Origin of the sequence: uncultured Streptococcus sp. (assembly GCF_963516575.1) — a bacterium.
Lineage (GTDB): Bacteria > Bacillota > Bacilli > Lactobacillales > Streptococcaceae > Streptococcus.
Genome location: NZ_CAUQCP010000013.1, coordinates 19286 through 40831, shown reverse-complemented (window position 1 = coordinate 40831; position 21546 = coordinate 19286). Strand labels below are relative to the sequence as shown.

20 protein-coding genes are annotated in these 21546 nt (G+C 40.6%); 19 read left to right on the top strand and 1 reads right to left on the bottom strand.

Features of this window, described 5'->3' with window-relative positions:
* Positions 1 to 155: 155 nt before the first annotated feature.
* From RWM06_RS03585 to RWM06_RS03570, 4 genes are all read left to right on the top strand, one after another.
* Positions 156 to 3011 carry an SIALI-17 repeat-containing surface protein gene (locus RWM06_RS03585; RefSeq protein ID WP_313970153.1) on the top strand — a complete coding sequence of 952 codons (2856 nt, stop codon included), beginning with the start codon at positions 156 to 158 and terminating at the stop codon, positions 3009 to 3011.
* Positions 3012 to 3129: 118 nt separating this feature from the next.
* The gene (gene polA / locus RWM06_RS03580; protein WP_313970154.1) at positions 3130 to 5763 is read left to right on the top strand and encodes a DNA polymerase I; all 2634 of its coding nucleotides are present in this window, start codon (positions 3130 to 3132) and stop codon (positions 5761 to 5763) included.
* 85 nt (positions 5764 to 5848) lie between these two features.
* Positions 5849 to 6286 carry a CoA-binding protein gene (locus RWM06_RS03575; protein WP_000076477.1) on the top strand — a complete coding sequence of 146 codons (438 nt, stop codon included), beginning with the start codon at positions 5849 to 5851 and terminating at the stop codon, positions 6284 to 6286.
* Positions 6287 to 6314: 28 nt separating this feature from the next.
* Positions 6315 to 6485, top strand: a complete 171-nt coding sequence (locus RWM06_RS03570; protein ID WP_313970152.1) for a hypothetical protein — start codon at positions 6315 to 6317, stop codon at positions 6483 to 6485.
* Between the two features lie 28 nt (positions 6486 to 6513).
* Here the strand turns inward: RWM06_RS03570 and RWM06_RS03565 are convergent, their stop codons facing one another.
* Positions 6514 to 7524, bottom strand: coding sequence for a YeiH family protein (locus RWM06_RS03565; RefSeq protein ID WP_313970151.1), 1011 nt, complete (start codon positions 7522 to 7524; stop codon positions 6514 to 6516).
* Between the two features lie 149 nt (positions 7525 to 7673).
* On the opposite strand from RWM06_RS03565, the gene RWM06_RS03560 reads away from it, so the two are divergent.
* The 15 genes from RWM06_RS03560 to comB all read left to right on the top strand — a co-directional run bounded on the left by RWM06_RS03560 (position 7674) and on the right by comB (position 21411).
* Positions 7674 to 8843: a pyridoxal phosphate-dependent aminotransferase gene (locus tag RWM06_RS03560; protein WP_313970150.1), complete on the top strand. Its 1170-nt coding sequence runs from the start codon at positions 7674 to 7676 to the stop codon at positions 8841 to 8843.
* Positions 8840 to 9610, top strand: a complete 771-nt coding sequence (gene recO / locus RWM06_RS03555; RefSeq protein WP_313970149.1) for a DNA repair protein RecO — start codon at positions 8840 to 8842, stop codon at positions 9608 to 9610. The genes RWM06_RS03560 and recO overlap by 4 nt, the downstream gene beginning before the upstream one ends.
* Positions 9607 to 10599, top strand: a complete 993-nt coding sequence (plsX, locus tag RWM06_RS03550) for a phosphate acyltransferase PlsX (protein ID WP_313970148.1) — start codon at positions 9607 to 9609, stop codon at positions 10597 to 10599. Before recO ends, plsX begins: the two co-directional genes overlap by 4 nt.
* 5 nt (positions 10600 to 10604) lie before the next feature.
* A complete protein-coding gene (locus RWM06_RS03545; RefSeq protein ID WP_000136445.1) occupies positions 10605 to 10838 on the top strand; it encodes an acyl carrier protein in 234 nt (77 codons plus the stop codon).
* Between the two features lie 169 nt (positions 10839 to 11007).
* A complete protein-coding gene (locus tag RWM06_RS03540; RefSeq protein ID WP_313970147.1) occupies positions 11008 to 11862 on the top strand; it encodes an NlpC/P60 family protein in 855 nt (284 codons plus the stop codon).
* 112 nt (positions 11863 to 11974) lie between these two features.
* Positions 11975 to 13168 carry an N-acetylmuramoyl-L-alanine amidase family protein gene (locus tag RWM06_RS03535; protein ID WP_313970146.1) on the top strand — a complete coding sequence of 398 codons (1194 nt, stop codon included), beginning with the start codon at positions 11975 to 11977 and terminating at the stop codon, positions 13166 to 13168.
* Positions 13169 to 13320: 152 nt separating this feature from the next.
* The gene (locus RWM06_RS03530) at positions 13321 to 13455 is read left to right on the top strand and encodes a ComC/BlpC family leader-containing pheromone/bacteriocin (protein ID WP_227326147.1); all 135 of its coding nucleotides are present in this window, start codon (positions 13321 to 13323) and stop codon (positions 13453 to 13455) included.
* 505 nt (positions 13456 to 13960) lie between these two features.
* Positions 13961 to 14824 (top strand): GHKL domain-containing protein, encoded by an 864-nt coding sequence (locus RWM06_RS03525; protein WP_313970145.1) that lies wholly within the window; start codon positions 13961 to 13963, stop codon positions 14822 to 14824.
* The gene (locus tag RWM06_RS03520) at positions 14821 to 15552 is read left to right on the top strand and encodes a response regulator transcription factor (RefSeq protein ID WP_313970144.1); all 732 of its coding nucleotides are present in this window, start codon (positions 14821 to 14823) and stop codon (positions 15550 to 15552) included. The genes RWM06_RS03525 and RWM06_RS03520 overlap by 4 nt, the downstream gene beginning before the upstream one ends.
* Before the next feature lie 716 nt (positions 15553 to 16268).
* Positions 16269 to 16466 carry a class IIb bacteriocin, lactobin A/cerein 7B family gene (locus RWM06_RS03515; protein ID WP_000180825.1) on the top strand — a complete coding sequence of 66 codons (198 nt, stop codon included), beginning with the start codon at positions 16269 to 16271 and terminating at the stop codon, positions 16464 to 16466.
* A 213-nt stretch (positions 16467 to 16679) separates the two neighbouring features.
* Positions 16680 to 16835: a smi_0061 family bacteriocin-like peptide gene (locus RWM06_RS03510; protein WP_000357248.1), complete on the top strand. Its 156-nt coding sequence runs from the start codon at positions 16680 to 16682 to the stop codon at positions 16833 to 16835.
* 3 nt (positions 16836 to 16838) lie between these two features.
* Positions 16839 to 17054, top strand: coding sequence for a bacteriocin immunity protein (locus RWM06_RS03505; protein WP_261080284.1), 216 nt, complete (start codon positions 16839 to 16841; stop codon positions 17052 to 17054).
* An 80-nt stretch (positions 17055 to 17134) separates the two neighbouring features.
* Entirely contained in the window at positions 17135 to 17314 is a 180-nt protein-coding gene (locus tag RWM06_RS03500; protein ID WP_313970143.1) for a hypothetical protein, read from the top strand.
* A 581-nt stretch (positions 17315 to 17895) separates the two neighbouring features.
* Complete coding sequence (comA, locus tag RWM06_RS03495) at positions 17896 to 20049, top strand: peptide cleavage/export ABC transporter ComA (protein ID WP_313970142.1); 2154 nt, start codon at positions 17896 to 17898, stop codon at positions 20047 to 20049.
* Between the two features lie 12 nt (positions 20050 to 20061).
* A complete protein-coding gene (gene comB, locus RWM06_RS03490; protein WP_313970141.1) occupies positions 20062 to 21411 on the top strand; it encodes a competence pheromone export protein ComB in 1350 nt (449 codons plus the stop codon).
* Positions 21412 to 21546: the final 135 nt, after the last annotated feature.

The window sequence follows — 21546 nt, the reverse complement described above, 5'->3', positions numbered from 1 at the left end:
TTAGACTAATTTCCACTTCGGCCAGTCAAGTGGAAGTTACTTTGAGAAGTTACCTATAAACACTATATTCCATAAATGTTAACATATTACTTGATTATATTCCAAAAAAGAGTTACAATGTACTTAAATATGATACTCAAAAAGGGGTACAAAGGATGAACAAAAAGAAAATTATTTTAACTAGCTTAGCAAGTGTTGCTGTTTTGGGAGCGGCTTTTGTTGCCTCTCAACCGTCAGTGGTGAAAGCTGATGACAAACCAACAGCTACTCAACCTACTGGAGAAACTAAGCCTACACTTACGGCTGAAACTCCAAAAACTGAGGTAGAAAAAGCAAAAGAAGCTGAAAAAGAAGCTAATGCTAAAGTTGATGCAGCGCAAGAAAAAGTAGATACAACAACTACTACAGCAACTGATGCAGTTGCTAAACTTGAAACAGAGAAAAAAGAAGTTGCTGAGGCTGAAACTGCAAAAGTCGAAGCTGAAAAAGCTAAAAAGACTGCTGATGATGAATTAGCTGATGCTAAAGCTAAAGCAGCTGAAGCTGACGCTAAAGCAAAAGAAGAAGCCGCAAAAGAAGAAGCTGCCGCAAAAGAAGAAGCCGAAGCTAAAGTAGCTTTAACTGAAGCTTTGCAACAAATTCCTGATAATGAATTGCTTGACAAAAAAGCAAAAGAAGAATTATTAAAGGCTGTTGAGTCTGGTGAATTAAGTGCCTCTGATATTCTTGCTGAGTTAGCAGATGATGCTGAAAAAGCACAAGATACTAATCCAAAAATTAAAACAGAAACTCCTGTATCTAGGGACAAGCTTCCTGAAGAGGTGCAAGGGGGAATTGAAGAAGGTGAAGCAGCAGATGCTGCTCGTCCTGAATCAGAAAAATTGCAAGACAAAGCTGATGATTTAACTGAAACAATTGAAAACTTAACGGATGATGCTGAGAAATTAAAAGCTGATGCTGAAAAGAAAGCTGAAACACTAAAAAAACAGGAAGATACTTTAAAAGAAGCAAAAGAAGCTCTTAAATCAGCTAAAGATAACGGATTTGCTGAAGATATCACAGCACCATTAGAAAAAGCTGTAACTGCGATTGAAAAAGAACGCGATACTGCGAAATCTGAATTTGACGAAGCTGCTGAAAAAGTTCAAGATGCTACAGCTGAAATTCAAGATTTAACTGAAAAACGTGATAATATTCTTGAAGAAGTAAAAAAAGCAGAAGCAAAAGAAGCTGCAGAACCAGCAGAAGAAACTCCAGAGGAAGAAGCTGAACCAACCGAAGCTGCTAAAGCTGCTAAAGCTAAAGCAGAGGCTGATGCTAAAGTTGCTGAATTAGAGAAGAAAGTTGCTGAAGAAGCTAAAAAGGTTGAAGAAGCTACAGTTAAAGCTAAAAAAGAAGCAGCTGATGTAACTGCTGCTGAGACTGCAAAAGCAGAAGCAGACAAAGCTAAAGCTGACGCAGAAGCTGAATTAGCTAAGGCTAAAGAAGAAGCAGCTAAAGCAAAAGCTAAAGTTGAAGAAGAAGTTAAAAAAGAAGAAGATGCTAAAAAAGAAGAAGCAGCTAACTTAGAAGCTTTGAAAGGTGCTTTAGAGCAACTTGAAAAAAAAGCTGAAGATAAAGTCAACAAGGATGATAGCATCAAGCCAGAAGATAAAGCGAAAGCTATCGAAGAAGCAAAAGCTGAAATCGGTAAAGAAGTTTTACTAAAAGCGATTGAAGATGGAGTTCTTACAGCTACTCAAGCTATAGATGAATTCCTCAACGATGCCAACACAAAAGATAAAGCTCCTGAAGCTTATAAAACTAAAGAATTAACTGCTGACGAAACTAAAAAAATTGAAGAAGCAGCTAAAAAAGAAGCTTCTAAACCAATTGTCAAAAAACTTACAGACATTGCAGATGATTTAGCTGAAAAAATTGAAAAATTAACTAAAGAAGCTGAGGAAGATAAAGCTGACGCTGCTGAAAAAGCTAAGGTAGTAGAAGAGAAAAATGCTGCATTAGAGAAACAAACAGAAACTTTAGAAAAAGCTAAAACTGCTCTTGAAACTGCTAAGAAAAACAATGCGGATCAAGCTATCCAAGATGGATTGCAAGATGCTGTAACTAAACTAGAAGCTTCAGTTGCTTCTGCTAAAGTAGCTTCGGATGAAGCTAAAGCCGATTTCGACGAAGTGAATGAAGCCGTTCAAGAGGATGACGATGCAATTGCCAAACTAACTGATGCTTACAATGCAACTGTAGGTTACATCGAAAACTTAAAAGAAGTTCCTAAGGGTGAAGAACCGAAAGACTTCAGTGGTGGTGTAAATCCTAGTGATGCACCTTCTGATGATGCTAAACAACCTGGCCAAGTTCCAAGTGCTCCTAACGCTCCTGAATTCAATGGTGGTGTGAATCCTAGTGATTCTCCTTCTGGAAATAATGGCTCTGATTTCAATGGTGGGGTAAATGATGCAACAGCTCCTACTGTAGCCGATGCTCCTGAGCATACTGGTCCGCTAGCTACTGATATTCCAGTTTCTGAGAATGGAGAAGCTGTAGATGCTCCTAAAGCAGATACTCCTGACTATAAAGGCCCACTAGCTACTAATACTCCTGTAAATGAAAACGGAGAAGCTGTGGAAGCTCTTAAAGCAGAGATTCCTGAGTATACTGGACCTTTATCTACAAATGGTGAAGACCTTGTAGTGAACAATGTTCCAGCATACGGAGAAACAGGCGCACCAGCAATTAACGAAATTCCAGCGTATGCAGAAACAGGTGCCCCAGCAATTACTGAAGTCCCAGCGTATGCAGAGACAGGCGCCCCAGCAATTAACGAAGTCCCAGAATATACTCTTACAACAGCAGGCACTAACAAGGATAATACTTATCAAGCACCAGCAGCAAAAGTAGAAGATAAAAAAGAACTTCCAAATACTGGTGGTAAAGATAATGTTGCAGTTGCATCATTAGGATTCCTTGGATTGTTCCTTGGTGCTATTCCATTTGTGAAACGTAAAAACTAATTCATTTCGTAGTTTGCAAGAGAAGGAATAATTTCCTTCTCTTTTGTATATTATCTTAGTTTCTCTCAGGGAATTCTTCCCAATGGTATTTTTTGGTGCTTTCCTTTATAATGGGTGTATGGATAAGAAAAAATTATTATTGATTGATGGGTCTTCTGTTGCTTTTCGGGCGTTTTTTGCGCTCTATCAGCAGTTGGACCGTTTTAAGAATGCGGCTGGTTTGCATACCAATGCGATTTATGGCTTTCAGTTGATGTTAAGCCATTTGTTGGAACGGGTTGAGCCGAGTCATATTTTGGTGGCTTTTGATGCGGGAAAGACGACCTTCCGTACAGAGATGTATGCGGACTATAAGGGTGGTCGGGCTAAGACACCTGATGAGTTTCGTGAGCAATTTCCTTTCATTCGTGAGTTGTTGGATCATATGGGGATTCGTCACTATGAGTTGGCTCAGTATGAGGCGGATGACATCATCGGGACACTGGATAAACTAGCTGAGCAGGATGGTTTTGATATTACCATTGTCAGTGGGGACAAGGATTTGATTCAGCTGACGGATGAGCATACGGTGGTTGAAATTTCTAAGAAAGGTGTGGCTGAGTTTGAGGCCTTTACGCCAGAATATCTCATGGAAAAGATGGGCATCACACCGACTCAGTTTATCGATCTTAAGGCGCTCATGGGTGATAAGTCGGATAATATCCCTGGGGTGACCAAAATCGGGGAAAAGACGGGTATCAAGCTCTTGCTGGAGCATGGTTCGCTTGAGGGGATTTATGAAAATATTGATGGGATGAAGGCTTCTAAGATGAAGGAAAATCTCATCAATGATAAGGAACAGGCTTTTTTGTCAAAAACACTGGCGACCATTGATACCAAGGCACCGATTGAGATTGGTTTGGAGGATTTGGTCTATAGTGGTCCAGATGTGGAAAATCTTGGGAAATTCTACGATGAGATGGGTTTTAAACAGCTCAAACAGGCTTTAAATGCATCGTCAGCTGATGTGGTTGAGAGTTTGAACTTTACTATCGTTGACCAAATCAGTCAAGATATGCTGAGTGAAGAGTCTATCTTCCATTTTGAGCTTTTTGGTGAGAATTACCATACGGATGATTTGGTTGGATTTGCTTGGTCTTGTGGGGCTAAGCTTTATGCTACAGACAAACTTGAACTTTTGCAGGATCCGATTTTCAAGGATTTTCTAGAAAAAACACCTCTGAGAGTGTATGACTTTAAGAAGGCTAAAGTTCTCTTGAATCGTTTTGGTGTGAATTTGCAGGCGCCTGCTTTTGACAGCCGTTTGGCTAAATACCTCCTTTCGACTGTGGAGGACAATGAAATTGCGACTATTGCTAGTCTTTATGGTCAGACTTATTTGGTTGATGATGAGACTTTCTATGGTAAGGGTATAAAGAAGGCTCTTCCTGAACGCGAGAAATTCTTGAATCATTTGGCTCGGAAGATTGCAGTTTTGGTTGAAACAGAGCCTGTTTTACTTGAAAAACTCAGCGAAAATGAGCAATTAGAACTTCTTTATGATATGGAGCAACCTCTAGCCTTTGTCCTTGCTAAAATGGAAATTGCTGGGATTACAGTTAAGAAAGAGACCTTGCTTGAGATGCAGGTTGAAAATGAGCTTGTTATTGAAAAACTGACTCAGGAGATTTACGAACTGGCTGGTGAGGAGTTTAATATCAACTCGCCTAAGCAGTTGGGCGTACTTCTTTTTGAGAAGTTGGGCCTTCCTCTAGAATACACTAAAAAAACCAAGACAGGTTATTCGACTGCGGTGGATGTCTTGGAGCGTTTAGCTCCTATTGCACCAATCGTTAAGAAAATCTTGGATTACCGTCAGATTGCCAAGATTCAATCTACTTATGTGATTGGCTTGCAGGACTGGATTTTAGCTGATGGCAAGATTCACACGCGCTATGTGCAGGATTTGACTCAGACTGGGCGTTTGTCTAGTGTGGATCCAAACTTGCAAAATATTCCTGTGCGTTTGGAGCAGGGCCGTCTCATTCGGAAGGCTTTTGTGCCAGAGTGGGAGGATAGTGTGTTGCTCAGTTCGGACTATTCGCAGATTGAATTGCGCGTTTTGGCGCATATCTCTAAGGATGAGCACTTGATTAAGGCCTTCCAAGAGGGGGCAGATATCCATACTTCGACAGCTATGCGGGTCTTTGGCATTGAGCGTCCTGAGGATGTGACTGCAAATGACCGTCGCAATGCCAAGGCTGTCAACTTTGGAGTGGTTTACGGGATTTCAGACTTTGGCTTGTCAAATAATTTGGGTATTAGCCGTAAGGAAGCTAAGGCCTACATTGATACCTACTTTGAACGCTTCCCAGGTATTAAAAACTACATGGATGAAGTGGTGCGTGAGGCGCGTGATAAGGGCTATGTAGAGACCCTCTTCAAGCGTCGTCGTGAGTTGCCAGATATCAATTCGCGCAACTTCAATATTCGTGGTTTTGCAGAGCGGACAGCTATCAACTCTCCTATCCAGGGATCGGCGGCAGATATTCTCAAGATTGCTATGATTCAGCTGGATAAAGCCTTGGTTGCAGGTGGTTATCAGACTAAGATGCTGTTACAAGTGCATGATGAAATCGTCCTTGAAGTTCCGAAATCTGAATTAGCAGAGATGAAAAAATTGGTCAAACAAACTATGGAAGAAGCCATTCAACTCAGTGTTCCCCTCATTGCAGACGAAAATGAAGGGGCAACCTGGTACGAGGCTAAATAAAAAGGGGGCTAGTCCTCCTTTTTTTGTAGTAGAATTCTGCAAGCCTTTTCAAAATGTGCTATACTGATGAAAAAGGAGGATTTCTATGAGTCAAGAATTTATCAATCCAAGTGATGGCGTGATTCGTCAGTATCTAGCAACGAGTAAAACTCTTGCTGTGGTGGGCTTGTCAGACCGTGAAGAAACAACTAGCAATCGAGTGACCAAGGAAATGCAGGCTCGGGGTTATAAAATTATTCCAGTCAATCCCAAGGCGGCAGGTGGCGAAATATTGGGTGAAAAGGCTTATGCTAGTCTAGCTGAGATTCCTTTTCCTGTAGATATTGTCAATGTTTACCGTCGCAGTGAATTTTTGCCAGATGTGGCGCGTGATTTTCTCAAGGCTGATGCCAAGATTTTTTGGGCGCAGCTAGGACTTGAAAGTCTAGAAGCGGAAGAAATCTTGCGTGCTGGTGGATGCGATGACATCGTGATGAATCGTTGTATCAAGAGAGAACATACTCGCTTGATTGAGGAAGCATAAGAAAAAGGTAGCTGGAGGGCTACCTTTTGTGTTATACTCAATGAAAACCAAAGCGCAAACTAGGAAACTAGCCGCAGGTTGCTCAAAACACTGTTTTGAGGTTGCAGATAGAACTGACGAAGTCAGCTCAAAGCACTGCTTTGAGGTTGTAGATAAGACTGACGAAGTCAGTCACATATATACGGCAAGGCGACGTTGACGTGGTTTGAAGAGATTTTCGAAGAGTATTAGAAAATGCCGATAAGTGTCTGCATTCCAAGACTGGTGAGGATGATGGCAATCCAGCAGATGGCTCCGAGAAGAATGGATTTTCCACTGGATTTGACCATAGCGACCAGATTGGTTTTGAGGCCGATAGCACTCATGGCCATGACAATAAGGAATTTAGAGAGTTCTTTGAGAGGGGTAAAGAAACTACTGGACACACCTAGAGAGGTGAGTAGTGTAGTGAGGAGAGAGGCAAGGATAAAGTAAAGGATAAAAAGTGGGAAGACTTTTTTCAGTTGTAGGCTTTGCTTGTTTTCTTGTTGGCGACTTTGCCAGTAGGATAGAAAGAGCGTGATAGGGATAATGGCCAAAGTACGTGTGAGTTTAACAATGGTTGCAGACTCGAGGGTATTGCTTTGGTAAAGACTGTCCCAAGCGCTGGCGGCAGCCGTTACAGAGGAAGTGTCGTTGACCGCAGTCCCTGCAAAGAGGGCGAAGCCTTCATTGGATAGATGAAGCCAGGTGCCGAGGGTTGGAAAGATGAGCGCAGCCAAGACATTGAAGAAAAAGATAACGGAAATGGCTTGGGCGACTTCCTTTTCCTTAGCATCAATAACAGGCGCTGTCGCCGCAATGGCAGAACCCCCACAGATGGAAGAACCTACTCCAACCAAGGTAGCCAGTTTTGTATCCAGTGCAAAGAAGCGCTGGAAGAAGTAGGCAATAATCAGAGCTATTGAGATAGTGGACAGGATGACAGGGAGCGAAGATTGCCCAACTGCGAAGACCTGCGAGATATTGAGACCAAAACCAAGCAAGATAACGGCATACTGGAGCAATTTCTTGGAACTAAAGGACAAACCCGCATCCAGTTGTTTATAAGACGAGAGAAAAGGATGTAGGAGCATGCCTATGAAAATGGCAAAAACGGGCGCGCCAATAACAGGGAAGAATCCTCCTAAGTACCAAGATACGATAGAAATGAGAAGGCAGGCCAAGATACCTGCTCCATTTTTTGATAGAAATGACATAAAAACCTCCAAATAAAATCTCTTGCTATTATAGACCTATAAACAGGAAAAGTAAAGTAGACAGTGGAAAAGCTATTCTATAATGTATTTTTGCGGTCGGGGGGCTTTTGTAGTATAATAGAGATACGTTTTTACAGTAGGAGGTATCTATGGACTTAACTAAGCGCTTTAATAAACAGTTAGATAAGATTCAAGTTTCGTTGATTCGTCAGTTTGACCAGGCTATTTCGGAGATTCCTGGGGTCTTGCGTTTGACCTTGGGGGAACCTGATTTTACAACGCCAGATCATGTCAAGGAGGCAGCTAAGCGAGCAATCGACCAGAACCAATCCTACTATACAGGGATGAGTGGCCTGCTGACTCTACGTCAGGCAGCCAGTGATTTTGTTAAGGAAAAGTACCAACTGGACTATGCTCCTGAAAATGAAATCTTGGTTACAATTGGGGCGACAGAGGCTTTATCTGCTACTTTGACGGCTATTTTAGAAGAGGGAGACAAGGTGCTCTTGCCAGCTCCTGCCTATCCAGGCTATGAACCAATTGTCAATCTAGTTGGGGCAGAGGTTGTCGAGATTGACACAACTGAAAATGGGTTTGTCTTGACTCCTGAAATGTTGGAGAAGGCCATTTTGGAGCAGGGAGATAAGCTCAAGGCGGTTATTCTTAACTATCCGGCTAATCCGACAGGAATTACCTATAGTCGGGAGCAGTTGGAAGACTTGGCAGCTGTTTTACGCAAGTACGAGATTTTCGTTGTCTGTGATGAGGTTTACTCAGAATTGACCTATACAGGGGAAGCCCATGTGTCTCTAGGAACTATGCTGAGAGATCAGGCTATTATCATCAATGGTTTGTCTAAATCGCATGCTATGACAGGTTGGCGTTTGGGTCTGATTTTCGCTCCTGCGGCCTTCACAGCTCAGTTGATCAAGAGTCACCAGTACTTGGTGACTGCCGCAAATACCATGGCTCAACACGCTGCGGTGGAAGCCTTGACAGCTGGTAAAAACGATGCGGAACCTATGAAGAAGGAATACATCCAGCGTCGAGATTATATTATCGAGAAAATGACTGCTCTTGGTTTTGAGATTATCAAACCAGACGGTGCCTTCTATATCTTTGCTAAGATTCCAGTTGGTTGCAATCAAGATTCCTTTGCTTTTCTGAAAGATTTTGCTCAGAAGAAGGCCGTTGCTTTTATCCCGGGTGCAGCTTTTGGTCGCTACGGAGAAGGATATGTTCGCTTATCTTATGCAGCGAGCATGGAAACTATCAAAGAAGCTATGAAACGACTTGAGGAGTACATGAGAGAAGCATGATTCAGTCTATCACGAGTCAAGGCTTGGTGCTCTACAATCGCAATTTTCGGGAGGATGACAAGCTAGTCAAGATTTTTACAGAGCAGGCTGGCAAGCGCATGTTTTTCGTCAAACATGCTGGTCAATCCAAACTGGCACCTGTTATTCAGCCCTTGGTGCTGGCTCGATTTCTCTTACGAATCAATGATGACGGGCTTAGCTACATCGAGGACTATCATGAGGTGATGACTTTTCCCAAGATTAATAGCGATCTCTTTGTCATGGCCTATGCAACCTACGTAGCGGCTCTTGCTGATGCTAGTTTGCAGGATAATCAGCAGGATGCTCCCTTGTTTGCTTTTTTGCAAAAGACTTTGGAATTGATGGAAGCTGGCTTGGATTATCAGGTTTTGACCAATATTTTTGAAATCCAAATCTTGACTCGATTTGGTATTAGTCTCAATTTTAATGAGTGTGTCTTTTGCCATCGGGTTGGTCAGGCTTTTGACTTTTCTTTCAAATATGGAGCCTGCCTCTGTCCAGAGCATTATCATGAAGATGAGAGACGTTGCCATCTCAATCCCAATGTCCCTTATCTGCTCAATCAATTTCAAGCTATTGATTTTGAGACCTTGGAAACCATTTCGCTCAAGCCTGAAATCAAGCAAGAGCTACGCCAATTTATGGATCAACTCTACGAAGAGTACGTTGGGATTCACCTAAAATCAAAGAAATTTATTGATTCCCTAGCAGACTGGGGACAATTACTAAAAGAGGAAAAGAAATGAAAAAAATCGCAGTAGATGCCATGGGAGGCGATTACGCACCTCAGGCCATCGTTGAGGGGGTCAATCAAGCCCTAGCTGACTTTTCAGATATCGAGGTTCAACTCTACGGAGATGAAGCCAAAATCAAGCAATATCTGACAGCGACAGAGCGCGTCAGCATTATCCATACGGATGAAAAGATTGATTCAGACGATGAACCTACGAGAGCTATTCGGAAGAAGAAAAATGCCAGTATGGTCTTGGCGGCCAAGGCTGTCAAAGAGGGTGAAGCAGACGCTGTCCTCTCGGCTGGGAATACAGGTGCTTTACTAGCAGCAGGATTTTTCATCGTGGGTCGTATCAAGAACATTGACCGACCAGGCCTTATGTCGACCTTGCCGACTGTAGATGGGAAGGGTTTTGACATGCTGGATCTCGGTGCCAATGCGGAGAATACAGCCCAGCACCTCCATCAATACGCGGTTCTAGGTTCCTTCTATGCTAAAAATGTCCGCGGTATTGCGCAACCACGTGTTGGTTTGCTCAATAACGGAACAGAAAGTAGTAAGGGCGACCCGCTTCGCAAGGAAACTTATGAATTACTAGTAGCTGATGAAAGTTTGAATTTTATCGGAAATGTGGAAGCGCGTGATTTGATGAATGGCGTTGCGGATGTTGTCGTGGCAGATGGTTTCACGGGAAACGCTGTGCTCAAATCCATTGAAGGGACAGCCATGGGAATCATGGGCTTGCTCAAGACAGCTATTACAGGTGGTGGTCTTCGAGCGAAACTAGGTGCTCTCCTTCTCAAGGATAGCCTCAGAGGTTTGAAAAAACAGCTCAACTATTCAGATGTTGGTGGAGCAGTCTTGTTTGGCGTCAAGGCACCTGTTGTCAAGACTCATGGCTCAAGCGATTCCAAGGCTGTTTATAGTACAATCCGCCAGATTCGTACCATGCTAGAAACAGACGTAGTTGCCCAGACTGCGTGTGAATTTTCAGGAGAATAAAATAGATGACAGAAAAAGAAATTTTTGACCGTATTGTGACCATTATCCAAGAGCGACAGGGAGAGGACTTTGTCGTAACAGAATCCTTGAGTCTGAAAGACGATTTGGATGCTGACTCAGTTGACTTGATGGAGTTTATCTTGACACTGGAAGATGAATTTAATATCGAAATCAGTGATGAAGAAATTGACCAACTCCAAAGTGTAGGAGATGTGGTTAAAATCATTCAAGCAAAATAGAAATCGAAGTTCCAAGGCATTTGCTTTGGAATTTTTCTTTGGTTCAAATGACCGTTTAGGAACAGATTTAGTCTTTCTAGGGACAGTAGAAATCTGAGGACAAATAAGGGATATAATAGAGTTAGAAAAAATCAATCTCCAAAAAGGAGAAAAAGAAAGGATTTTCACGATGAAAAAATATCTTTATTCTAGTTTGTTAGTTCTTGCAGGAGGCGTTCTCCTAGCAAATACTACGGTAGCCTATGCTGATTCCCCATCAGCAAGTGAGAAAGAAGCGATTGCTCAATTAGTTAATCAAGGCAAGATAAAAGCTGAAGAAGCTGATCAAGTAAAATTGATTGGTTTTGAAGATAAAGAAACTCAAGCAGAGGGCAATCAAGAGAAGAAAGCTTTCAATCAATATCGCGATCCGAAAGGAACATGGATGCAAACCAATGGTAAATGGTGGTTTAAATACGGTTCAGGTGGTTATGCTAAAAATTGGGAACAATTAGATGACAAGTGGTACTATTTTGATGACCAAGGATGGATGAAAGAAAATACTTGGATTCAACCTGATGGTAATTATTACTACTTATCTGCTAGTGGTGCTATGGTCACTGGTTATCAACGTGTGAATGGTACACCATACTTCTTTAGAGACAGTGGTGTATGGGTAGAAAATCGTGGACAGGCACTTGGTGAATATGCCGAGACATTTGTAGGGAAAATTCCATATGTTTGGGGTGGAGCAGATTTGAATAGTGGCGTAGATTGCTCAGGATTTACGATGGCTATTCATGCTAAGTTTGATATTTATATTGGTAGAACAACTGAAGAACAAGCTGAAGGAGGGCAATTTATATATAGTGGCTCACAACTTCCTGGAGATTTAATATTGTATAATACTGACGAAGGTTCAAATCAACATGTAGGTATTTATGTTGGTGGTGGAAATGTAGTTCATGCTCCACATCCAGGTCAAGATGTTTCTTATATGGATCAATATGGAATGGATCAAAATACAATTCGTAGATATTGGTAATATTGTCTAATTTTTCACAATATTATTGACTTTGACTATGAAAAGTATTAGAATATAGCTAAATAAAGAGGGGAAGCCCTCCTATAGCTATTCAATAAAGGAGGAAATGGCTATGAAAAAATCTAAACTACTCACTATTGGTTTGCTTGCAGGTGCTGGTCTACTTTTGTCTATCAACCAAGCACAGGCTGCAGATACTTGGGTTAAAAATGGGTCTGACTGGAATCTTTCTCAAGATGGGAGTCTAGCTAAAAACAAATGGGTACAAAACGCAGGTTCTTGGTACCACTTTGACGCTTCTGGAAACATGCAGACAGGTTGGCTCAAAGACGGTAACACTTGGTATTCGCTTGCATACAGTGGCGCTATGCGTACTGGCTGGTACAAGGAAGGTAGCACATGGTACTCCCTAGCAGATAGTGGCGCCATGCGTACAGGTTGGTACAAAGAAGGGTCTACATGGTATTACCTCAAAGACAGTGGCGCTATGGCAACAGGATGGGCGACTGCAAATGGTAAATGGTCTTACTTTGAAAAATCAGGTGCTATGGTCGCAGACAGAGCTGTTCCAGCCAGTGATGGGGAAAGTTATGTCATTGGTAAGGATGGATATCTGTTAACCAAACTCCCAAGTCAGGTTGAACAATCTCAAGCGGATGATACAATTATCACAAATATTGTTACTTTGTCTGATGGATATGATTATCATCTTATTCATAGAAAAGATGGAGTCATTGTTGAAAAGAATGCCTGGTATATCAAACCAGAGTTTAAAAAGTTTTCTAATAAATATGGGGATCACGTTTCCAATACGACGTTAGCTTTAATAGATAATAAAGATCAAGGACAGGAAATTGATCCTAAAGCTGTTATAAAGAATTTCCAAAACTTACCAAACAGGTATTACTTTGGGGCAGATGGTCGTCGCGTAACAAATTTACCAGAAATGACCACCTATTCAGAGATTAAAAAAGTTGGCAATGATGTCTATTTAGAAAATCCAGGTGCACGACTTCGTCTTGTAGGTACCAGATTTACAATCAATAACAATAAACTATACCATTTAGAAAATGAGCAAGGTAAGCTCAAAACAGGTTACTTTGTATTAATTGATGATGGTATGGCTACAACCCACTATCACATCCTAGCCTATGCGGATCAATCTGGTGAAATTCTTAAGATGAAACGTTTGCCATCAGGAGTTTCAGATTATCTGGATAAAGAAATCGATGGTTTATACGGTGAAAAAATTAAAATTGAATCTCCACACTCAAACGAATATTATAAAGTGGTTGTGGTTAAATAAAAATAACATCTTCACAACTAATCGTTAACACTCTAACCAATATACCATTTTCAGGAGGCTTTAGATTTCTTGTATTTCAAAAGAGAACTAAAGCCTTTTGTAGATGGAACAGGGGATAGAGTTATCTATAAAATAATGAAAAGGAGTCTGTCATGGAAATGAAAAATACATTTGAAGAATTGAAACAATTTGAAGAATTAACTCCAGAGGTTTTGGAGGAAGTGAATGGTGGAGGGATTTTTGAAGATATTTACCATTGGCTACATCTACGCCCAGAGCCAAGATAGTATTTTGATTAAAATGTGTTAACTAAACAGATTTATGATTATATTTCTTGAATTTTTATGTTTCATATTGATTTTAATCAATATACTAGCCCCTCCGATTTATCTAGGTGGTCAACTATCTAAATCATTTTATGACAAACGTTCTATATTTCTTTTGGTAGTTTTACATCTAGCTGCTACCTTCGTTTTTCCGAGTTTCTCTCATATTGCTAATTTATTATTCTTTTATATAATATTTTTGATTGTGTTAAAGAAAAAGAAGAAGGAAGCTCTCTTTCTTGCCCTCTATCTATTTGTGTTTTATCAAAGTATTCGATATTTGATTTTAACATTTATAATACGATTGATATTTGACTACTCTGAACTATCTGATTTTTTGCATAGTGGATTTAATTCTGTATTTAGTTTGATTTCGTTGTTTTTGTCTGTTGTTATTTTAAGACGATGGGGAATTGATTTCAATATATTATTTTTAGATAAATTTCAATCGTTAGTGATGAAAAGTATGTGGATTTTATCCTTATTGTTTGGTTTCAGACTGTTTTCATCCATCATGTCTGGGGGATGTAATCCTTTCTACGTTCATTTTGACACGACCATTTCTCTCTTGATTTTCATTCTCTTTTTCTCTTGGCTCTTTTACATCAAGCATTTGGAGCAGGTTTATCGTGATGAGCAGACCATTCAGAGACAGGAAGATGAAAATCGTTCCTTACAAGGGATGGTGGACAAGCTGGGTCATCTCTATGATGAAGTCCGAGGTTTCCGTCATGATTTTGCAGGGATTGTCGCCAGCATGGAACCTGCCATAGCGAATCAAGATATGGCTGAGGTGTCTACCATTTATCAAGATATCTTTCTGAAGACCAATGAAAAGCTGAGGAAGGCGGACTACACGGCCTTTAATCTTCATAATATCCATGATATAGCCATTCGTAATACCTTGGCAAAAGCCATGATTGTGGCAGATAATCAGGGAATTCATTTTAGTTTGGAGACGGTGGGGGTTGTCGAAGAGCTGGCTTTGCCGATGTTGGAGGCTATCCGTATCCTCTCTATCCTCACGACAAATGCCTTAGAGGCAGCCAGTGAGGCGGAAAATCCGCAGATTCGGGTTGCTTTATTGGCAGGCGATAGGAGTGTCCGTTTTATCATTGAAAACACTCGTAAGAAAGAAGAACTGAATCCCAGCATTCTCAGTCAAAAGGGTTACTCTACCAAGAGAAACCACAGTGGACTGGGCTTAGCAACCTTGGAGGATATGGTTTTTCATTATGATTTAAACTTAGATACCCAGCTAGGAGAGACGACCTTTAGACAAGATTTAGAATTGCCATTTAAGGATGAGAAACGAGGGGGAGAGGAATGAGAATTTTAGTTTTGGAAGACGATAAAGTCCAGCAAGGACGGATAGAGCAGACTTTACTAGATATTGGTCGCTCTCGTAATTTGAGATTGGAAATTGATATTGCCAAAAACTATGGAGATGTTGAAAAGTATTCTCAGTATTTTGACAATTACCAGCTCTATTTATTGGATTTAGAGATTGATGGAGAGCGTGAACGGGGCTTTCAGGTTGCTCAACAGATTCGGGAGCGAGACCCCTTTACAAGCATTGTCTTTGTGTCCACACACTCGGAGGCCTTGCCTCTAGCTTTTCGCTACCACTTGTCTGCCTTGGATTTTATTTCCAAGGATCAGCCAGAGGCGGACTACTGTCATCAGCTGGAGCACTGTCTGGACTATGTACTGGCAGTGGACAAGAGGGAAAATATGCGTCTCTTCACCTATAGTTTTGAGGGAAGACGGGGCTTTACTCTGCCCTACCATGAGATTTTAGCCTTTGAAACTTCAGTGGAATCCCATCGTATCAAGGTCTACTATGCCAATCATTCTATCAAGACCATTTATGGCAGTCTCAAGGATATAGTTGCCAAGGCTGAAAAAGATTACTTTATCTATGCCAATCGCAATACGTTGGTTAGTTTACAGGCCATTGAAGAGATGACTGCGACAGAAGTGACCCTGTTAGAAGGTCTGCACTTCCCCGTATCACGAACAGCCAGAAGAACACTTAAAAAACATCTCAATGTCTAATATCTGTTAGACTTGAATCAAATTATCAATAAGAATGTCGGAAAATTTTCTGATATTCTTATTTTTTTGACTTCTTTTTCGAATAGATAAGTAAGAGGAAAAGGAAAGGAGCCTAGTTCATGTTTATATCAATGTTCTACCCATGGTTCACTGAGTTATTTTTTAAATAAATTTAATTTAGTTGTTCATTTTTGAAATTTTTTTCGAATAGATAGGTAAGAGGAAACAGAAAGGAGCCTGGTTTATGTATCTACCAATCTTGTATCCGTGGTTTATTAAATTGTTTTTTAAATAAAATTTAATTTATTTGTACATTTTCGAAATTTTTTTCGAATAGATAAGTAAGAGGAAACAGAAAGGAGTTTGCTTCATGTATCTACCAATTTTCTATCCATGGTTTACTAAATTATTTTTCAAATAAAATTTAATTTAGTTGTACATTTTCGAAATTTTTTTCGAATAAATAAGTAAGAGGAAACAGAAAGGAGCCTAATTCATGTATCTACCAATTTTTTATCCGTGGTTTACTAAATTATTTTTCAAATAAATTTAATTAGTTGTATATTTTTGAATTGTTTTTCGAATAAATAAGTGAGAAAGAAAAGGAAGGAGATTAGAAATGATTATTTCAGTTATTTATCCAACTTGGCTATTTAAGTGGCTTAGAGGATAAACATTAAACATATAAAAATATATATAAATTGAGGAGAAAAAAGATGACAAATTTTGACAAAATGGAACAGAACTTTGTAGCTCTTACAGAAGAAGAGTTGATGAATGTAGATGGGGGAATTGCACCAATTATTATTGGTGGTGTAGTTATTGGTTGGAAATTAATTGGAGGTGTAGCTGCGCTTGCTACAGTTTCAGCAGGTGCGGGCATAGCTGCAGGATATTATGCTAATCGACCATAATTTTGTAGATATATATGAAATTTGTTAAATTAATGTTGAAGATTTGGCCTGAGCTTATGGTATTACTTAGTTCAATATCTTATACAATTATCAGGTTGGTAGCTGATGTGAATAAGCTACCCTTACCTACATGGTTTGATGATTTTAATATACCAACAATTTCATTATTTTTAATGGTATTCATTTTATTATATAAAAGTAAAGGAGAAAAGAATGGATAAATTTCAAGTAGTTGATGAGAAAGATTTGCAAGTAATTGAAGGAGGAATTGAACCTATTTCGATTATATTTGGTCTAAGTGCTATTGCATTTGGCGCATTTGGGGCTGGTTACACATTTGGTTCAGATTTGGCTCGTCGTGGGCGTTAGATAATGAATAACCGCAACCTTAATCTTAATACATTGTTACCTAAACTAGCCACGATATGTCCTTTGTTGGGAATAACTCTTAATGTCGCGCTTCATGTGATTCGTACAGGTTCGTTAGTATCCTTTAATTGGCAATGGACTTTAGTTGGTTTGCTTTTCGCAGGATATTTTGGTATTTTTCGCAAAGATTTGTCAAAAAATAATCAAAATCATAAATGAAGAACATGAATCAAAAGGATTTTGTGTATGTGAATGGTAGCGTTTTTCCGCCATTCTTGTCAGGCAAATAGGAGTTTCTTATGAAAACATTTTTATTAGGTTTTGCTGAGGGATATTTTACCGTATCGCTCATAATCTACATTGCAACGTATTTGATGTTGAAAAATCCGCTCAATACCCTATTTTATCCAGAAATTTACCCTGTTTTATTTGGGCTCTTTTATCTAGGATATAAGGTCAATAAAAAGCAAGTAGAGTAAGTAGCTAAGAATGACTTGTTAGTCTGTGCTAAAATGACTAGAGTATAATCTCAGAATGCATCACATCGGAGTTTAAAAGGAGTAACTATGAATCGTAACTTAGAACGGTGTTATCTATTCTGACTATGAATAGATTATACCAGAGGTGGCTTAGAAATAGCAGGGACATTAGAAATTGAAGTAATAAATAGGATGTCACAAATGTTACTATCAATGATTTATTTGTTCCAAGTTTGCCTAGGGTGTCAGTAAAAAATCAATTTCCTTTCATACCATATTTTTAGTAGGTAGAACATTTGTTCTGCCTATTTTTTATCCCAAAAGTGCAGTTGGGAGGTAGATAGGCGCATTTGGGGAGGAAGTCCAGTTTTTGTTTGAGGATTGGGGTAAGATAGTTATTATCAGATGAGTTTATACTCTTCGAAAATCTCTTCAAACCACGTCAACGTCGCCTTGCCGTGTAGATGTTACTGACTTCGTCAGTTCTATCTACAACATCAAAGCCGTGCTTTGAGCAACCTGCGGCTAGTTTCCTAGTTTGATCTTTGATTTTCATTGGGTATTAGGAAAAGGAGATGAATATGAAATTTGGGAAACGTCACTATCGTCCGCAGGTGGATCAGATGGACTGCGGTGTAGCTTCATTAGCCATGGTTTTTGGCTACTATGGTAGTTACTATTCTTTAGCTCACTTGCGAGAATTGGCTAAGACGACCATGGATGGGACGACGGCTTTGGGCTTGGTCAAGGTAGCAGAGGAGATTGGCTTTGAGACGCGAGCGATCAAGGCGGATATGACGCTCTTTGATTTGCCAGATTTGACCTTTCCTTTTGTTGCCCATGTGCTTAAGGAAGGGAGATTGCTTCACTACTATGTGGTGACTGGGCAGGATAAGGACAGCATTCATATTGCTGATCCAGATCCTGGGGTGAAATTGACCAAACTACCACGTGAGCGTTTTGCGAAAGAATGGACAGGAGTGACTCTGTTTATGGCGCCTAGTCCAGACTACAAGCCTTATAAGGATCAAAAGAATGGTCTGCTCTCTTTTATCCCTATATTAGTGAAGCAGCGTGGCTTGATTGCCAATATCGTTTTGGCAACACTCTTGGTAACCTTGATTAACATTGTGGGTTCTTATTATTTGCAGTCTATCATTGATACCTATGTGCCAGATCAGATGCGTTCGACGCTTGGGATTATTTCTATTGGGCTGGTTATCGTCTATATTCTCCAGCAGGTCTTGTCTTACGCTCAGGAGTATCTCTTACTTGTTTTGGGGCAACGCTTGTCGATTGATGTGATTTTGTCCTATATCAAGCATGTTTTTCACCTGCCTATGTCCTTCTTTGCGACACGCAGGACAGGGGAAATCGTGTCTCGTTTCACGGATGCTAACAGTATCATTGATGCGCTGGCTTCGACCATTCTTTCGATTTTCCTAGATGTGTCAACGGTTGTCATTATTTCCCTTGTTTTATTTTCACAAAATACCAATCTCTTTTTCATGACTTTATTGGCACTTCCTATCTATACAGTGATTATCTTTGCTTTTATGAAGCCGTTTGAAAAGATGAATCGGGATACCATGGAAGCCAATGCGGTTCTGTCTTCTTCTATCATTGAGGACATCAATGGTATTGAGACTATCAAATCCTTGACCAGTGAAAGTCAGCGTTACCAAAAAATTGACAAGGAATTTGTGGATTATCTGAAGAAATCCTTTACCTATAGTCGGGCAGAGAGTCAGCAAAAGGCTCTGAAAAAAGTTGCCCATCTCTTGCTCAATGTCGGTATTCTCTGGATGGGGGCTGTTCTGGTCATGGATGGCAAGATGAGTTTGGGGCAGTTGATTACCTATAATACCTTGCTTGTTTACTTTACCAATCCTTTGGAAAATATTATCAATCTGCAAACCAAGCTTCAGACAGCGCAGGTTGCTAATAACCGCCTAAATGAGGTTTATCTGGTAGCTTCTGAGTTTGAGGAGAAGAAAACAGTTGAGGATCTGAGCTTGATGAAGGGAGATATGGACTTCAAGCAGGTTTCCTACAAGTATGGCTATGGTCGAGATGTCTTGTCGGATATCAATTTGACTATTCCGCAGGGTTCTAAGGTGGCTTTTGTGGGGATTTCGGGGTCAGGTAAGACGACCTTGGCCAAGATGATGGTTAATTTTTACGACCCAAGTCAGGGAGAGATTAGTCTGGGTGGTGTCAATCTTAATCAGATTGATAAAAAGACCCTGCGCCAGTATATCAACTATCTGCCTCAACAGCCCTATGTCTTTAACGGAACGATTTTGGAGAATCTTCTCCTTGGAGCCAAGGAGGGGACGACACAGGAAGATATCTTACGGGCGGTCGAGTTGGCAGAGATTCGGGAGGATATTGAGCGTATGCCACTGAATTACCAAACAGAATTGACTTCGGATGGGGCAGGAATCTCAGGTGGCCAACGTCAGAGAATCGCTCTGGCGCGTGCTCTCTTGACAGATGCGCCGGTCTTGATTTTGGATGAAGCGACCAGCAGTTTGGATATTTTGACAGAGAAGCGGATTGTAGATAATCTTATGGCTTTAGACAAGACCTTGATTTTCATCGCCCACCGCTTGACCATTGCTGAGCGGACAGAGAAGGTTGTTGTCTTGGATCAGGGCAAGATTGTCGAAGAAGGAAAGCATGCTGATTTGCTTGCACAGGGTGGATTTTACGCCCATTTGGTCAATAGCTAGAAAGAGGAGAGGATGAAACCAGAATTTTTAGAAAGTGCGGAGTTTTATAATCGTCGTTACCATAATTTTTCCAGTCGGGTGATTGTCCCCATGTCCCTTCTGCTCGTGTTTTTACTTGGCTTTGCAACTATTGCAGAGAAGGAGATGAGTTTGTCAACTAGAGCTACTGTTGAGCCTAGTCGTATCCTTGCAAATATTCAGTCAACTAGCAGCAATCGCATTCTTGTCAATCATTTGGAAGAAAATAAGCTGGTCAAGAAGGGGGAGCTTCTTGTTCAATATCAGGAAGGGGCAGAGGGTGTCCAAGCGGAGTCTTATGCCAGTCAGTTGGACATGCTTAAGGATCAAAAAAAGCAATTGGAGTATTTGCAAAAGAGTCTGCAAGAAGGGGAGAACCACTTTCCAGAGGAGGATAAGTTTGGCTACCAAGCCACCTTTCGCGACTACATCAGTCAAGCAGGCAGTCTTAGGGCTAGTACATCGCAACAAAATGAGACCATCGCGTCCCAGAATGCAGCAGCTAGCCAAACCCAAGCCGAAATCGGCAACCTCATCAGCCAAACAGAGGCTAAAATTCGCGATTACCAGACAGCTAAGTCAGCTATTGAAACAGGCGCTTCCTTGGCCAGTCAGAATCTAGCCTATTCTCTCTACCAGTCCTACAAGTCTCAGGGTGAGGAAAATCCGCAAGCTAAAGCTCAGGCAGTTGCGCAGGTTGAAGCACAACTTTCTCAGTTAGAATCTAGTCTTGCTACTTACCGTGTCCAGTATGCAGGTTCAGGTACCCAGCAAGCCTATGCGTCAGGCTTAAGCAGTCAATTGGAGTCCCTTAAATCCCAACACTTGGCAAAGGTTGGTCAGGAATTGACCCTTCTAGACCAGAAAATCTTGGAAGCAGAGTCAGGTAAGAAGGTACAGGGAAATCTTTTAGACAAGGGGAAAATTACGGCGAGTGAGGATGGGGTGCTTCATCTTAATCCTGAGACCAGTGATTCTACCATGGTTGCAGAAGGTGCCCTACTAGCCCAACTCTATCCGTCCTTGGAGAAAGAAGGGAAAGCTAAACTCACAGCCTATCTTAGTTCAAAGGATGTAGCAAGAATCAAGATCGGTGATTCTGTTCGCTATACGACGATTCATGATGCTAAGAATCAACTTTTCCTAGATTCTACTATTACCAGCATCGATGCGACAGCTACCAAGACTGAAAAAGGGAATTTCTTTAAAATTGAGGCGGAGACTAATCTAACTTCGGAGCAGGCTGAAAAACTTCGGTACGGGGTGGAAGGTCGCCTGCAGATGATTACGGGCAAGAAAAGTTATCTACGTTATTATTTGGATCAATTTTTGAACAAAGAGTAATGTTCGTGTTTTTAGAGTTAAATGATTTTAAAACTGTGAGAAAGATTCTTCTTGCAGTTTTTTCTTTACGATTTTTGATGTCACTACGCTATTTATTCGGTTAAATTCTTGTAATTTTAGGTTTTTTATGGTAGA